Source organism: Streptomyces fradiae, from assembly GCF_041270065.1.
GTDB lineage: Bacteria > Actinomycetota > Actinomycetes > Streptomycetales > Streptomycetaceae > Streptomyces.
Genome location: NZ_CP065958.1, coordinates 2,185,790 through 2,200,813, shown reverse-complemented (window position 1 = coordinate 2,200,813; position 15,024 = coordinate 2,185,790). Strand labels below are relative to the sequence as shown.

At 72.9% G+C, this 15,024-nt stretch carries 12 protein-coding genes; 6 read left to right on the top strand and 6 right to left on the bottom strand.

All coding sequences use genetic code 11. From position 1 onward, the window contains the following. Positions 1–77 precede the first annotated feature (77 nt). Positions 78–797, top strand: a complete 720-nt coding sequence (gene npdG / locus JAO84_RS09860) for an NADPH-dependent F420 reductase (protein WP_370412285.1) — start codon at positions 78–80, stop codon at positions 795–797. 125 nt (positions 798–922) lie between these two features. Further along, entirely contained in the window at positions 923–1,108 is a 186-nt protein-coding gene (locus JAO84_RS09855) for a hypothetical protein (RefSeq protein WP_265861927.1), read from the top strand. Between the two features lie 7 nt (positions 1,109–1,115). Here JAO84_RS09855 and JAO84_RS09850 read toward each other — a convergent pair whose 3' ends face one another. Then, positions 1,116–1,913, bottom strand: coding sequence for a site-2 protease family protein (locus tag JAO84_RS09850; protein ID WP_370412283.1), 798 nt, complete (start codon positions 1,911–1,913; stop codon positions 1,116–1,118). A 176-nt stretch (positions 1,914–2,089) separates the two neighbouring features. On the opposite strand from JAO84_RS09850, the gene JAO84_RS09845 reads away from it, so the two are divergent. Next, positions 2,090–5,407 (top strand): BTAD domain-containing putative transcriptional regulator, encoded by a 3,318-nt coding sequence (locus JAO84_RS09845; RefSeq protein WP_370412281.1) that lies wholly within the window; start codon positions 2,090–2,092, stop codon positions 5,405–5,407. Between the two features lie 33 nt (positions 5,408–5,440). Here JAO84_RS09845 and JAO84_RS09840 read toward each other — a convergent pair whose 3' ends face one another. The 3 genes from JAO84_RS09840 to panB form a co-directional block, all read right to left on the bottom strand. Continuing rightward, positions 5,441–6,304, bottom strand: a complete 864-nt coding sequence (locus tag JAO84_RS09840; RefSeq protein WP_370412279.1) for an ABC transporter permease — start codon at positions 6,302–6,304, stop codon at positions 5,441–5,443. After that, the gene (locus tag JAO84_RS09835; RefSeq protein ID WP_370412277.1) at positions 6,301–7,314 is read right to left on the bottom strand and encodes an ATP-binding cassette domain-containing protein; all 1,014 of its coding nucleotides are present in this window, start codon (positions 7,312–7,314) and stop codon (positions 6,301–6,303) included. The genes JAO84_RS09840 and JAO84_RS09835 overlap by 4 nt, the downstream gene beginning before the upstream one ends. Before the next feature lie 124 nt (positions 7,315–7,438). After that, positions 7,439–8,302, bottom strand: coding sequence for a 3-methyl-2-oxobutanoate hydroxymethyltransferase (gene panB, locus JAO84_RS09830; RefSeq protein WP_370412275.1), 864 nt, complete (start codon positions 8,300–8,302; stop codon positions 7,439–7,441). 223 nt (positions 8,303–8,525) lie between these two features. Between panB and JAO84_RS09825 the strand changes: the two genes are divergently transcribed. From JAO84_RS09825 to JAO84_RS09815, 3 genes are all read left to right on the top strand, one after another. Next, positions 8,526–10,154, top strand: coding sequence for an MFS transporter (locus JAO84_RS09825; RefSeq protein ID WP_370412273.1), 1,629 nt, complete (start codon positions 8,526–8,528; stop codon positions 10,152–10,154). Positions 10,155–10,218: 64 nt separating this feature from the next. Beyond that, positions 10,219–10,935, top strand: a complete 717-nt coding sequence (locus JAO84_RS09820) for a TetR/AcrR family transcriptional regulator (RefSeq protein ID WP_370416701.1) — start codon at positions 10,219–10,221, stop codon at positions 10,933–10,935. A 199-nt stretch (positions 10,936–11,134) separates the two neighbouring features. Next, positions 11,135–12,184 (top strand): endonuclease/exonuclease/phosphatase family protein, encoded by a 1,050-nt coding sequence (locus JAO84_RS09815; RefSeq protein WP_370412271.1) that lies wholly within the window; start codon positions 11,135–11,137, stop codon positions 12,182–12,184. A 33-nt stretch (positions 12,185–12,217) separates the two neighbouring features. On the opposite strand, the gene JAO84_RS09810 is transcribed toward JAO84_RS09815, so the two are convergent. Both JAO84_RS09810 and JAO84_RS09805 read right to left on the bottom strand, forming a co-directional pair. Further along, positions 12,218–13,981 carry an NAD+ synthase gene (locus JAO84_RS09810; RefSeq protein ID WP_370412266.1) on the bottom strand — a complete coding sequence of 588 codons (1,764 nt, stop codon included), beginning with the start codon at positions 13,979–13,981 and terminating at the stop codon, positions 12,218–12,220. 65 nt (positions 13,982–14,046) lie between these two features. After that, positions 14,047–14,901, bottom strand: coding sequence for a DUF4190 domain-containing protein (locus JAO84_RS09805; RefSeq protein ID WP_370412264.1), 855 nt, complete (start codon positions 14,899–14,901; stop codon positions 14,047–14,049). Positions 14,902–15,024 lie beyond the last annotated feature (123 nt).

The following is a 15,024-nucleotide window of genomic DNA, read 5'->3' as shown; positions in this document are numbered from 1 at the left end:
CCCCGCCCCGCGCGGGCGTTCGCACCAGCCTCACCCGGACGGGTACCCGGGGAGCGACCGGCCAGTAATGTCGGGCCATGACTTCTCCCAGCAGCGCCACCCCCGCCCCCGCCCCCGCCCCGGCCCCGAAAGACCCCTGGGACCTGCCCGACGTGTCCGGCCTCGTCGTCGGCGTTCTCGGCGGCACCGGCGACCAGGGCCGCGGCCTCGCCTACCGGCTCGCCAAGGCCGGCCAGCAGGTGATCATCGGCTCGCGCGCCGCCGACCGCGCCGAGGCCGCGGCCGCCGAGCTCGGCCTCGGCGTCGAGGGCGCCGACAACGCCGCCTGTGCCCGGCGCAGCGACGTCGTGATCGTCGCCGTGCCGTGGGACGGGCACGCCAAGACGCTGGAGTCGCTGCGCGAGGAGCTCGCCGGAAAGCTCGTCGTGGACTGCGTGAACCCGCTCGGCTTCGACAAGAAGGGCGCCTACGCCCTCAAGCCCGAGGAGGGCTCGGCCGCCGAGCAGGCCGCCGCGCTGCTGCCGGACTCGCGGGTCACCGCCGCCTTCCACCACCTCTCGGCGGTGCTCCTCCAGGACCCGGCGATCGACGAGATCGACACGGACGTGATGGTCCTCGGCGAGGTCCGGGCCGACGTGGAGATCGTCCAGGCGCTGGCCGGCCGCATCCCCGGCATGCGCGGTGTCTTCGCGGGCCGGCTGCGCAACGCCCACCAGGTCGAGTCGCTCGTCGCCAACCTGATCTCGGTGAACCGCCGCTACAAGGCCCACGCGGGCCTGCGCGTCACCGACGTCTGAGCCGACGCCCGAGCCGACGTCCGAGCGGACGCCCGAGCGGACGCCCGAGCCGGTACCGGCGCGGATCGGGGCATGGGGGACACTGGACGGGCACGAAACGCCGTACCCGGACAGGAGCCGACCCCATGCCCCGCCTCGCCCTCTACGCCCTGGTCGTCTGCGCGCTCGCCGTCGTCGCGGCCGTGTTCTCCTTCGCCCAGGGGAACCTGATCGGCATCGTCTGGGTGCTGCTCGCCGGCCTCTCCTCGAACATGGCGTGGTTCTACCTCAAGCGCGCCCGCGCGACGGCCGAGGAGCAGGCTCAGGGCTGACCCGGGCCTAACCGACCTGACAGAACTCCGGGGTCTCCCGCCAGAACCGGAACAGCTCAAGACCGCAGTAGCGGGACGGCTCCGGCACGCCGAGCGCCTGCATGACCGTGTCGACCAGGTCGAAGAACGCCCCGTTGATCGCCGGGATGTACAGCAGTCCGATGATGATGAAGAAGCCATAGGGCGCGACCGGCTCGACCTGCCGCCGGATGTTGTACGAGAGCCAGGGCTCCAGCACCCCGTAACCGTCCAGGCCCGGCACCGGAAGCAGGTTCAGGATCGCCGCCGTGACCTGCAGGAACGCCAGGAACGCCAGCGCGTACTGGAAGGCGACCGGCACCCCGTCGAGCGCGTCGAGCCAGAACGGCGCGGTGCAGACGGCGGCGAACAGCACGTTCGCCAGCGGCCCGGCCGCCGAGATCAGGCTGTGCTTCCAGCGCCCGCGCACCCGGTCGCGGTCGATGAAGACGGCGCCGCCGGGCAGACCGATGCCGCCCAGGATGACGAAGAGCAGCGGCAGGACGATGCTCAGGACGGCGTGCGTGTACGCCATCGGGTTGAGCGTCAGATAGCCCCGGGCGCCCACGGTGATGTCGCCGCCGTGCAGGGCGGTGCGGGCGTGCGCGTACTCGTGCAGACAGAGCGAGACGATCCACGCCGAGGCCACGAAGAGGAACACGGCAAGGCCGGGGGAGGTGGCGAAGTCCGTCCACACGGCCCAGCCGGTGACGGCCATGACCGCGAGGATCGCCAGGAAGACGGGGCTGATCCGCCGCTCGTCGTGGCGATGGGTGGTCGTGGACATGTCCTGTGCTCCCCGTGGCTGGCGTGTGTACGTCCCCGGCACCGCGTCCGCGGCGCACCGTGTGCGGGAAACGTACCGGGCCCCCGCCGCGGTTCCACCCCCGGGGCCTCGGGTCCGGGGGCCCGCCCGGCCGGGCCCGGTCCTCGCTTTCCGGTCCGGACCCGGAGAATGGGGGCGTGCGTTATTGCGTCCTCGGGTCCACGCGGGCCCATACGGCAGAAGGCAGCGTCGTCGTCGGGGGCCCGCGGGTGCGGGCGCTGCTCACCGTGCTCGCGGTGCGGGCGGGGCGCGCGGTGCCGGTGGGGGTGCTGGTGGACGAGGTCTGGGGCGCCGGGGCGGAGCCGCCGGCCGACGCGGTCGCCGCGCTCCAGGCGCTGGTGGGGCGGCTGCGCAAGGCCCTTGGGCACGAGCGGGTGGAGTCCACCGACGGCGGCTACCGGCTCGCGGCCGAACCCGACGACGTGGACGCGCACCGCTTCACCCGGCTCGCCGCCGAGGGCGTACGGGAGCTGGACGCGGGCCGGCCCGGGCGGGCCGCGGCGCTGCTCGACGAGGCCCTCGCGCTGTGGAAGGGGCCGGCGCTCGCCGATCTGCCCGACCGCGCCGCGGAGGCCGCCCGCTGGGAGGCCCGCCGCCTCGACGCCCGCCGGGCCCGGTTCGCCGCCGCGCTCGCGCTCGGCGAGGCGGCCGCCGTGCTGCCGGAGCTGGCCGCGCTGTGCGCCGAACACCCGCTGGACGAGCCGCTGCAGGCGCTGCGGATCCGCGCGCTGCGCGACACAGGCCGCCCGTCGGAGGCGCTCGCCGCGTACGAGGAGGTACGGCGGGAGCTCGCCGACCGGCTCGGCGCCGACCCCTCGCCGGAACTGCGGGCCCTGCACGCGGGGCTCCTCGCCGAACCCACGCCCGGGCCCACGCCCGCGCCCACCCGGCCGTCCGCGCCCGTCACCGGCAACCTGCGGGCCCGGCTCACCAGCTTCGTCGGCCGCGAGGACGACATCTCCGCCCTCCAGAACGCCCTGGCCACCGAACGGCTCGTCACCCTGCTCGGGCCCGGCGGCGCCGGCAAGACCCGGCTCTCCCAGGAGGCCGCCGAGCGGGCCGCCGCGGGCGGCGCGTGGCCCGACGGCGTCTGGCTCGCCGAACTCGCCCCCGTCACCGACCCGGAGGCCGTCACCGAGGCCGTCCTCGGCGCGCTCGGCGCGCGCGAGACCGTCCTGTTCGGCGCGGGCGCCGAGGAACTCCGCCTCGGCGAGGACCCCCTCGACCGCCTCGTCGAGCAGTGCGCCGGCCGCCGCCTGCTGCTCCTCCTCGACAACTGCGAACACGTCGTCGCCGCCGCGGCCGAGCTCACCGCGCTCCTCCTCGCCCGCTGCCCGGGTGTCACCGTCCTCGCGACGAGCCGTGAGCCGCTGGGTGTGCCGGGGGAGGTGCTGCGGCCGTTGGGCCCGCTGCCGGAGGAGACCGCGCTGCGGCTCTTCGCCGACCGTGGCGCGGCGGCCCGCCCGGGTTTCACGGTCGACGACGACCGGGACGCCGCGGCGGAGATCGTCCGCCGCCTCGACGGCCTTCCCCTGGCCATCGAACTCGCCGCCGCCCGCCTCCGCATGCTCACGCCCCGCCAGATCGCCGACCGTCTCGACGACCGCTTCCGCCTCCTCACCTCCGGCGCCCGCACCGTCCTGCCCCGCCAGCAGACCCTCCGCGCGGTCGTCGACTGGTCCTGGGACCTCCTCACCGCCCCCGAACGCGCCGTCCTGCGCCGTCTGTCGGTCTTCACGGGCGGCTGCGACCTGGAAGCGGCGGAGGCGGTCTGCGCGGAGCGCGCGGAGGCGCCGGCCGGAGGCTCGGCCGCCACCCCCGCCGACGTCCTCGATCTCCTCGGTTCCCTCGTCGACAAGTCCCTCGTCGTCGCCACGCCCACCGACGCCGGGATGCGCTACCGCCTCCTGGAGACCGTCGCCGAGTACGCCGCCGAGCGGCTCGACGAAGCGGGCGACCGGGGCGCGGCCGAGCGGCGGCACCTGGTGCACTATCGGGAGCTCGCCCGGCTCACCGATCCGGAGCTGCGCAACGGGCGGCAGCTGGCGGCCGTCGAGCGGTTCTCCGTCGAGTACGGGAATCTGCGGACCGCGTTGCGGCGGGCCGTGGCCGCGCGGGACGAGGAGGAGGGGCTGCTCCTTGTGCACGCGTTGGTGTGGTTCTGGACGATGCGGGACCTGCGGGCCGACGCGCTGCACTGGGCGGAGGCGGTCGCGGCGCTCGGGCCGGATCCGTTCGGGCCGGAGGCAGGGCCCGCCGGGCCGTTGTCCGAGCCGGTGACGGCCGCGCCGCCGCCGCTGGGCGAGGAGCGGTTGTGGGAGGCCCGGCGCGGGGTGCGGCTCATCGAGTTGATGAACATGGACCACGAGACGGGGCGCTGGACGACCCCCGAAGGCGTCGCGCGGCTGCGGCGGATCAACGCCGTGTACCCGCCGGGGCTGCCGCAGACCTGCCGGCTGCCCGGCTCGTTCACCGTCTTCGCCGTCCTCCTCATCGCCGAACCGGGCAGCATGGGCAAGGCCCTGGACGCGCATGTGGCCGCCTGCCGCGTGTACGGCTACGAGTGGGAGCTCGCCAACGCCCTCCAGCTGCGCGCCAACATGCTGGCCAACCGCGCCGACCTGGCCGGCCGGGCGGCCGCCGACGCCGAGGAGAGCCTGGAGATCTTCGTACGGCTCGACGACGCGTGGGGCGCGGCCGAGGCGCTGTCGTCCCGGGCCGAGGCCCGTGAGCGGCAGCTCGAATTCGAGGGCGCCGCCGAGGACTTCGCGGCCGCCATCGGCTACGCGGAGCGGATCGGCGCCCAGTCGCAGATGGCGCTGCTGCGTGCCCGGTACGCCGACATGCTGATGGAGACCGGCCGCCAGGAGGAGGCGGAGAGCATCCTGCGCGCGGTCGTGGAGGGCGAGTTCGGGCGCGGGCACGAGCCGATGCTCGCGGCCCGGATCTTCCTGGCGCTGCTCCTCGGCCGCACCGGACGCACGGACGAGGCCCGGGTCCATCTGCGGCGCCTGCTCGACGAGTTCAGCTCCGAGACCTTCTCGATCTTCGAGGGCTTCACGCTCGGCAGCCTGGGCTGGGTGGACGTCCTCGACGAGCACTACGCGTCCGCCTTCGACCTGGCCCGGCAGGCGTATCTGCGGTCCCTCGGAGGTCTTTCGATGATGGTCGCGCCGCAGATGCCGGCGATCCATCTGATCGTCGCGGCCTGGGCGCTGGCCGGGATCGGCGGCCCGGGGGCCCGTACGGCGGCCGTGCTGCTCGGCGCGTACGAGGGGCTGCTGCCGCCCGGGCATCTGCCCGCGCCGATCGAGCGGAAGAACCGCGACCGGGCCACCGCGCTCACCCGGGCGGCGCTCGCCGACGACGCCGCGTTCGAGGCCGCGTACGCCGAGGGCGGCGGCCTCTCCCTGGAGGAGGCCGCCGCCCTGCTCGAACGCGCCGACGCGATCTGAGGCGCGCCGAGTCCGTTCCCCCGCGTCGGCGGGTCAGGTCTTCTTGCGGAACTTGGCGACCGCGAGCGGCGCCGTGACGACGGTGATGCCGACCGCCCAGGCGAGCGTCATCCACACCGCGTGGGCGACCGGGCCGCCGTTGATCAGGTTGCGGGCGGCGTCGGCCAGGTTGGACAGCGGGTTGTACTCGGTGAAGGTCTGCAGCCAGCCCGGCATCGTGGTCGGCGTCGCGAAGATCGACGAACCGAACTGCAGCGGCATCAGGACCAGCATCGCCATGCCCTGGACGGCCTGGGCCGTCTTCATGGTGAGGCCGAGCAGGATGAAGATCCACATCAGTGAGGCGCCGAAGACCATCGAGAGTCCGATCGCCGCGAAGAGGTGCAGGACCGAGGTGTGGACCTCCAGGCCGAGCAGGAAGCCCATGCCGAGCAGGATCGCGGTGGCGACCAGCATGCGGCCGACCTCGACGACGATCTTCGCGATGAGGACCGAGGAGCGGGCGATCGGCATGGTCCGGAACCGGTCCATGACGCCCTTCTTGAAGTCGTCGTTGATGCCGGTGCCGACGGCCATCGCGATGTTCATGCCCATCATCGCCATCAGGCCGGGCACCAGGTAGTTCACGTACACCTGCTGGTTGCCCTTGCCGGCCATGGCGCCGCCGAAGACGTACGTGAACAGCAGGATGAAGATGATCGGCATCAGGACGGCGTCGAACATCGACTCCGGGTCCTGCTTGATCTGCAGCGCGTTGCGGCGGGCCAGGGCGCCGATGTGGCGGAGGTTGGCCCGCAGGCCGATCCGGCCGTCGTCGGTGCCGGCGCCGGCGGCCCGCTTCGCGGGCGGGGTGCCGGGGGTGTCCACGGGGGACTGGGGCAGGGTCGTGGTGCTCATGCGGCGACCTCCTGGGGAATCGCGCCGGAATCGTCGGATGCGGAGGCCGTCTTCTCGCCGGTGATGGCGAGGAACACCTCGTCGAGGCTGGGCAGATGGGTGCCGATGTGGGCGATGCCGTAACCGCGGGCGCCGAACAGGCCCACGACGGCGGTCAGCTGCTCGTCGCTGAGGATCGGCACGTACAGCGCGCCCTCGTCGGGGACGACGGTCGCGCCGGCGACCCCGTCGAGACCGGTCTCGCGCAGCGCCGCCGCCATGGCGGACAGGTCGGCCGGGTCGACCGGGCGGACGGTGAGGGTGCGGCCGCCGACCCGGGCCTTGAGCTCGTCGACCCCGCCGCGGGCGATGACCCGGCCGCGGTCGATGACGGTCAGCTCGCTGGCGAGCTGCTCCGCCTCCTCCATGTACTGGGTGGTGAGCAGCACGGTGGCGCCCTCGGCGACCATCCGCTGCACCTCGTCCCACACCTCGTTGCGGGTGCGCGGGTCGAGGCCGGTGGTGGGCTCGTCCAGGTAGAGCACGGACGGCCGGCCGATCATGGAGGCGGCCAGGTCGAGCCGGCGCCGCATGCCGCCGGAGTAGGTCATCGCGGGGCGCTTGGCGGCCTCGGTGAGGGAGAAGCGCTCCAGCATCTCGTCGGCGCGGCGGCGGGCGTCCTTGCGGGAGAGGTCGAGCAGCCGCCCGATCATGTAGAGGTTCTCCCAGCCGGACAGCTTCTCGTCGACCGAGGCGTACTGGCCGGTGAGGCCGATGGTGCGGCGCAGCTGGCGGGGCTGGCGCACCACGTCGTATCCGGCGACGACGGCGGTGCCGGCGTCCGGGACGATGAGGGTGGACAGGCAGCGGACGAGGGTGGTCTTGCCGGCGCCGTTGGGGCCGAGGACGCCGAGGACGGTGCCCTCGCGGACGTCCAGGTCGATCCCGTCGACCGCCTTGGTCTCGCCGAAATGCTTCACGAGGCCCCGGACCTCGACGGCGTTGGTGTGTGATCGCGTCATGTCCACCATGGAACACGGGCCCACCGACAGCGCACCGACAGACGACCTACAGCCCCGCCGACAGGCGCCTGCGGATGTCGACAGCCCGCCGACGGGGGACGGTCGGCGGGCTGCCTTGTGGTGCCGGTGGTGGCTAGTGGAAGGTGTGCTCCTCGGCGGGGAACGCCCCGCCGGCGACGTCCTCCGCGAAGGCCTTGGCGGCGTCGCCGAGGGTCTCGCGCAGGTTGGCGTACTGCTTGGTGAAGCGCGGCACCTTGCCGCCGGTCAGACCGGCCATGTCGGTCCATACGAGGACCTGCGCGTCGGTCTCCGGGCCGGCGCCGATGCCGATGGTGGGGATGTGCAGCGAGCGGGTCACCTCGGCGGCCAGCTCGGCCGGGACCAGCTCAAGGACCAGGGCGAAGGCGCCCGCGTCCTGGGCGGCCTTGGCGTCGCGCAGCAGCTTGTGGGCGGCCTCGTCGGAGCGGCCCTGCACCCGGTAGCCCATGGTGTTGACGGACTGCGGGGTCAGGCCCAGGTGGGACATGACGGGGATGCCGGCCTGGACGAGCAGCTCGGTCTGCGGCAGCGAGCGCTCGCCGCCCTCCAGCTTGATCGCGCCGACGCCCGCGTCCTTGACCAGGCGGGTGGCGTTCCGCAGGGCCTGGACGGGCCCTTCCTGGTACGAGCCGAAGGGCAGGTCGCCGACGACGAGGGCGCGCTTGGTGCCCCGGACGACGGCGGCGGACAGCAGGGTCATCTCGTCCATCGTGACGGGCACGGTGGTGTCGTAGCCGAGATGGCAGTTGCCCATGGAGTCGCCGACGAGGATCACCGGGATCCCGGCCTCGTCGAAGACGGAGGCGGTCATGGCGTCGTAGGCGGTGAGCATGGGCCACTTCTCGCCGCGGGCCTTGGCGGCGGCGATGTCGTGGACGGTGATGCGGCGGGTGCCCTTCCCTCCGTACAGCGCCTTGCTGCTGTCGGCGGGCGGTTTCTGGGCAGCCTGAAGCGTCATGGTGAACGGCTCCTTCTGTCATCTCGAGGCGCCCTGTGGCGTCCCCGGACCACATCCATGGTGGCACTTTCCGGGCCGGACGGGGAAGCGGGGCGGGGGAGGGCGTCGGCGTGGCGCTGTTCACACCGCCGCGACGCGAGGACCCCGGGACCGCAGCGTAAAGACTCTGCCAGCTTTTTCGATACGAGACGGTCTCGTATCGAAATAGGGCTAGGCTGGGACCATGTCTCAGCCGTCCCCTGTCTCCGCTGCCTCCGCGGGAGCGCCGCACCGCGTTCCCGAGGCCGTGCACCGCCGCCGCTGGGCGATACTCGGCGTGCTCATGCTCAGCCTGCTGATCGTCGTCCTCGACAACTCGATCCTCAACGTCGCCGTCAAGACCATCGCCAGCCCCGCGCCCACCGGCATCGGCGCGACCCAGAGCGAGCTCGAGTGGGCGATCAACTCCTACACGCTCGTCTTCGCCGGCCTCCTCTTCACCTCCGGCCTGCTCGGCGACCGGCTCGGCCGCAAGCGGATCCTGCTCTTCGGCATCACCGTCTTCGGCCTCGGCTCCGCGCTCGCCGCCTTCTCCACCAGCCCCGGCGAGCTCATCGCCTACCGGGCCGTGATGGGCCTCGGCGCCGCCTTCGTCATGCCCGCCACCCTCGCCGTCCTCATGAACGTCTTCGAGCGCGACGAGCAGCCCAAGGCCATCGGCATCTGGGCCGGCAGCGTCGGCCTCGCCATCGCCATCGGCCCCATCACCGGCGGCATCCTCCTGGAGCACTTCTGGTGGGGCTCGATCTTCCTGATCAACGTGCCCGTGGTGATCCTCGCCCTGGCCCTGATGACCTGGCTCGTCCCCGAGTCCAAGGACCCCAGGCCCGGCCGCGTCGACCTGCCCGGCGTGCTGCTCTCCGTGCTCGGCCTCGTGCTGCTCGTGTACGGCATCATCCGCGGCGGCGAGCTCGCCAGCTTCACCGACGTCACCGTGCTGCTCCCGGCCCTCGCCGGCCTCGCGGTCCTCGTCGGCTTCGTCCTGTACGAGAAGCGCGCCGACCACCCGGCGCTCGACGTCTCGTACTTCCGCAAGCCCGCCTTCTCGGCCGCCGTCGCCGCCATCGCCCTGGTCTTCTTCGCCCTCATGGGCGTGACCTTCTTCTCCGCCTTCTACCTGCAGAGCGTCCGCGGCTACAGCGCCCTGCAGTCCGGCCTGCTGATCCTGCCGCTCGCCATCGCCCAGATGGTCTTCGCGCCGCGGGCCCGCCTCGTCGTGGAGCGCTTCGGCGCCAAGGCCGTCTGCACCGTCGGCATGCTCGCCGTCGCCGTCGGCCTGGCCGCCTTCGCCTTCTTCGACGCCGGCACGCCCGTCTGGGTCCTGGAGATCGTCTTCTTCCTGCAGGGCGCGGGCATGGCGCACATCATGCCGCCGGTCACCGTCGCCGTGATGCAGTCGCTGCCGCGCGAGAAGGCCGGCTCCGGCTCGGCCATCAACAACACCTTCCGGCAGGTCGGCGGCGCGCTCGGCGTGGCCGTCCTCGGCTCGGTGCTCTCCAGCACCTACCGGGGCGAGATCGAGGGGCACCTCGGCGCCGTCCCGGCCGCCCTGCGCGACACCGCCGGCGAATCCATCGAGGCCACCCTCGCCGTCGCCGAGAAGCTCGGCCCGGCCGGCCGCGGCCTGGTCACCCCGGCGTACGACGCCTTCCTCGACGCGATGCACATCACCGCGATCGGCTCGGCCGCCGTCGCCGTCCTCGGCGCCGTCGTGGTCGCCGTCTTCCTGCCCGGCCGCACCCCGGCGGGCGAGGCACCGGCGGGCACCGTCCCCGGCAGCCGCGCGGAAGCGGGAGAATCGGTTCCGAGGTAGCAGAAGCACGCGTCAGGCCGGGCAACCGGGCCCAGGAGGAAAGGCGGACACGGACGTGTCGCAGGTGTCGCAGCAGGACGGCGGGGCACCCGCCCCTGCTCCCGTGCCCGATCCCGATCCCGGTCCCGGTCCCGTTTCCGCCCCCGGACCCGTCCCCGGACCCGGCTGCCCGGGCCCGGAGGGCGGGACGGTACGGCGCGGCCGGCCCCGCAGCGAGGCCGCCGACCAGGCCATCTTCGACGCCGTGGTGGCCCTCCTGGAGAGCGGCCTGTCGCTCGCCGAGGTCTCCATCGAGAAGATCGCCCGCACCGCGGGCGTCGGCAAGGCCACCATCTACCGCCGCTGGCCCGGCAAGGACGAACTCTTCGTCGACCTGCTGCGCTCCGTCGACCCCCCGGACCCGGTGCTTCCCGGCACCTCGGTACGGGACGACCTCATCGCCTTCCTCGAAGCGGTGCGGCAGCGCGGGCTCGCCAAGCGGGCCTCCGCCCTGAACAGCGTCTTCTCGCAGATGCAGCTCTATCCCAAGCTGTGGGACGCCTACCACCAGTGCGTCATCGAACCCCGCCGCCGCATGGGCATGGACGCCATCCGGCGCGGCATGGAGCGCGGCGAGCTGCGCACCGACCTCGACCTCGAACTCGTCAACGACCTCTTCGTCGGCCCGGTGCTGCTGCGCACCGTCCTGCGGCCCGGCGCCTCCCTCGACCCCGAACTGCCGGAGCAGATCGTCGACGCCGTCCTCACCGGGCTGCGCCCGCCGGAGCCCGTGAAGCCCTGACGGAGTGTGAGCGACCGGAGTCAGACGACCCGGACGAATGTGCGCGTTCTGTCACAGCCCACCGCACCGCGCCACCTGCAGGAACCCGCCACGCGCGGGTGTCGTCCCTCGATGCGTACGACCGACCCGGAATCGCCTAGTGTCGGGACCGGGTCGCACAGCAAGGCAGCACGGCAGCAAGGCAGTGAGGACGGCAGCGATGGCGCGGGTGGACATGACGGAGACCGAGGACGGCGGAACGCCGGGCGACCAGGGCTCCGCCTCCCGGCCGGCGGCGCGGCCGGGCGGCCGGTTCGCCCGGTGGCTCGGCGGCTGGCGCGGCGACCGCGGCATCTGGCGCCGGGGCATCCTCCTCGCGCTGTGCGCCGTACTGGTCGCCCTGGTCATGGTGTTCCACGCCGACATCCCCAACCGGGTGGGCAACCTGGGCAGTCTGATCGAGACCTTCCTGCCCTGGTTCGGCCTGTCCGTGCCGCTGCTCCTTGTGTTCGCGCTGCTGCGCCGCTCCGCGACCGCGCTGATCGCGCTGCTCCTGCCGGCCGTGGTCTGGCTCAACCTCTTCGGCGGTCTCGTCGTCGACAAGTCGCAGTCGGGCGGCGACCTGACCGTCGTCTCTCACAACGTGAACGCCGACAACCCCGACCCCGAGGGCACCGCTCGCGAACTCGCCGCCTCCGGCGCCGACGTCATCGCCCTGGAGGAGCTCAAGGGCGACATGGTCCCGGCCTACGAGCAGGCCCTCGCCGCCGCGTACCCGCACCACTCGGTGCAGGGCACGGTCGGCCTGTGGAGCAAGTACCCGCTGCGCGACGCCCGTCCGGTCGACATCCGGCTCGGCTGGACCCGCGCGATGCGCGCCACCGTCGCCGCCCCGGCGGGCGAGGTCGCCGTGTACGTCGCCCATCTGCCCTCCGTACGGGTCAAGATGAACGCCGGCTTCACCGCCAACCAGCGCGACGACAGCGCCGACGCCCTCGGCGAGGCCATCGCCCACGAGCGGAACAGGCGCGTCGTGCTGCTTGGCGACCTCAACGGCACCATGAACGACCGTGCGCTCAACGGCGTGACCTCCCAGCTGCGTTCCACCCAGGGCGCGGCGGGCGACGGCTTCGGCTTCAGCTGGCCGGCCTCCTTCCCGATGGCCCGGATCGACCAGATCCTGGTGCGCGACCTCGAACCGATGGCGTCCTGGACGCTGCCGGAGACGCGCAGCGACCACCTTCCGGTGGCCGCCCGCGTCAAGCTGTAGCCGTCAGGCCGCAGTCCGCCCCTTTCCGGTCGGTCAGGAGGTCTTCTCCCGCCACCGGTTGGTGATGGGCAGCCGGCGGTCCTTGCCGAAGCCCTTCGCGGAGATCTTCGTGCCCGGCGGGTACTGGCGCCGCTTGTACTCGGCGATGTCGACCATCCGCAGGGTCCGCGCCACCAGTTCCGCGTCGAAGCCCGCCGCCACGATCTCGTCCCGGCCCCGGTCCCGGTCCACGTACAGCTCCAGGATCCGGTCCAGGACCCCGTAGTCGGGCAGCGAGTCCGTGTCGACCTGTCCCGGGCGCAGCTCCGCGCTCGGCGGCTTGGTCAGGGTGTTCTCCGGGATCGGCGGGGTCTGGCCGCGCTCCTCGGCGGCCCGGTTGCGCCAGCGGGCGAGCCGGAAGACATCGGTCTTGTAGACGTCCTTGATGGGCCCGTACGCGCCGACCGAGTCGCCGTACAGCGTCGAATAGCCCACCGCCAGCTCGGACTTGTTGCCCGGCGCCAGCACGATGTGGCCCTCCTCGTTGGAGAGCGCCATCAGCATCGTGCCGCGCAGCCGCGACTGCAGGTTCTCCTCGGCGAGGCCGGTGAGCGCCAGGGCCCCCATGTACGCGTCGAACATCGGCTCGACGGACACCGTGCGGAAGTTCAGGCCGGTGCGCCGGGCCAGTTCGGCGGCGTCGCCGCGCGAGTGGTCGGAGGAGTACTTCGAGGGCATCGACACCCCGTACACGTTGGCCGCGCCGAGCGCGTCGCAGGCGATCGCGGCGACGAGCGCCGAGTCGATGCCGCCGGACAGGCCGATCAGGACCGAACGGAAGCCGTTCTTGGCGACGTACGCGCGCAGGCCCACGACAAGGGCCGAGTAGACCTCCTCGTCGTCGTCGAGCCGGTGCGCGAAGCCGCCGGTCACCTCCGGCTCGTACGCCGGCAGCGGCTCCTCGGAGACCACCACGCGGTCGATCCGCAGCCCGTCGTCCACCACCCCGTCCGGGGCGTCGGCGAGCGGGGCGGCGGCCGGCAGGTCGAGGTCCAGGACCAGACAGCCCTCGCTGAACTGCGGGGCCCGCGCCAGGACGTCGCCGGCCGCGTCCACGACGATCGAGTCGCCGTCGAAGACCAGCTCGTCCTGTCCGCCCATCATGGCCACGTAGGCCGTGGTGCAGCCGGCCTCCTGGGCGCGTTTGCGGACCAGTTCGAGCCGGGTGTCGTCCTTGTTGCGCTCGTACGGGGAGGCGTTGACCGAGAGCAGCAGCCCGGCCCCGGCGCTGCGCGCCGCCGGCACCCGGCCCCCCTCCTGCCACAGGTCCTCGCAGATCGCGAGGGCCACGTCCACGCCGTGGACGCGCAGCACGGGCAGGGTGTCGCCCTGCACGAAGTAGCGGTACTCGTCGAAGACCCCGTAGTTCGGCAGGTGGTGCTTGGCGAAGCGCAGCACCACCTCGCCGCGGTGCAGCACCGCCGCCGCGTTCTCCGGCGAGCCGGCGGGGCGGCCGAGCCGGGGCGCGGCCCGCTCGGAGCGGTCGAGGTAGCCCACGACCACGGGCAGTTCGCCGAGCCCCTCGTCGGCGAGCCGCCGCCCGAGCGCCGCGAGGGCGGCCCGGGAGGCCTCGACGAACGAGGGGCGCAGCGCCAGGTCCTCGACGGGATACCCGGTGAGCGTCATCTCCGGGAACGCCACGAGGTGCGCCCCCTGGGCGGCGGCGTGCCGGGTCCAGTGGACGACGGCCTCGGCGTTCCCGGCGAGGTCGCCGACGGTGGAGTCGATCTGATTCAGGGCGAGGCGTAGTTGAGGCACCCGCTCAGTTTATCGTCAACTCGACGCTATGTCCTGCGGATGGCCCACCGGCCAGGTGTCGGCCGTCACTTCGTGGGGCCGGTCCAGATCTGCGACTCGTGCTCCAGGACCGTCGGCGACAGCTCGATCTGGAGCTGACCGGCCGCGGCGGGCGGCAGCGAGAAGGTGAAGTCGGCCTTGGCCTGCTTGCCCGGGAGCACCTTGCCCTCGAAGGGCTTCGAGGCGTAGCTGCCGTCGAAGACCATGTCCGCGGAGGCGCCTTCGGCGTCCTTGGCGTCCGGCAGTGCGGCGGCGAGCGCCAGCGGCTTGTCGGTGCCGTTGACGATGGTGATCGTCACCTGGAAGGCCTTGTTGCCCTTGGTGTGGCCCGCCGCGAAGCCGTCCGGCGTGTGCGCCCGCGGCTTGGAGACGGTGACCTTGATCCCGTCCTCGTACGTGAAGGTGTCACCGAACTTCAGCGCCGCGGGAGCCTTCTCGGTGGGCTCCGCCGCGGGCCCGTCGGTGCTCTCGCCGCCCGGAGCGACGGAGGAGGTCGCCGAGCCGCCCTTCGGGTACTGCGCGTCCTCGATGTCCTTGGCGGCCTCCTTGACCGCCGTGGCGAAGACGATCACCCAGACGACGGCGACGATCATCGCGAGCACGCCCAGGACGAGGCCGGTGACGGCCATGCCCTTGTTCGTCGCGAGGCCCTTGCCGGCCCGGGCGGTCCCCACGATGCCGAAGATCAGCGCGAGCAGGCCCAGGATCGCGCCCAGCCAGAAGAGGAACGGGATGATCGCGGTGACCAGTCCGACGATGCCGAGGACCAGGGCCGCGACGCCGAGTCCGTTGCTGGGCTGCGGGAACGGGGGCTGCGGCGCGCCCGGTGTCCCCGGCGGGCCCCAGGGCTGCTGGGCGGGGGAGGGGCTGGGCATGGTCATGCGGTGTCCTTCGCGAGACGGCCGTGCGGACGGCATGGGGTGCCGGCACGTCGCCCCACCCCTGGAGATCATGACCGTAAGCCAGATGTCGGTGTAAGGACCAGGGAATTGTGGAGGGGGTGA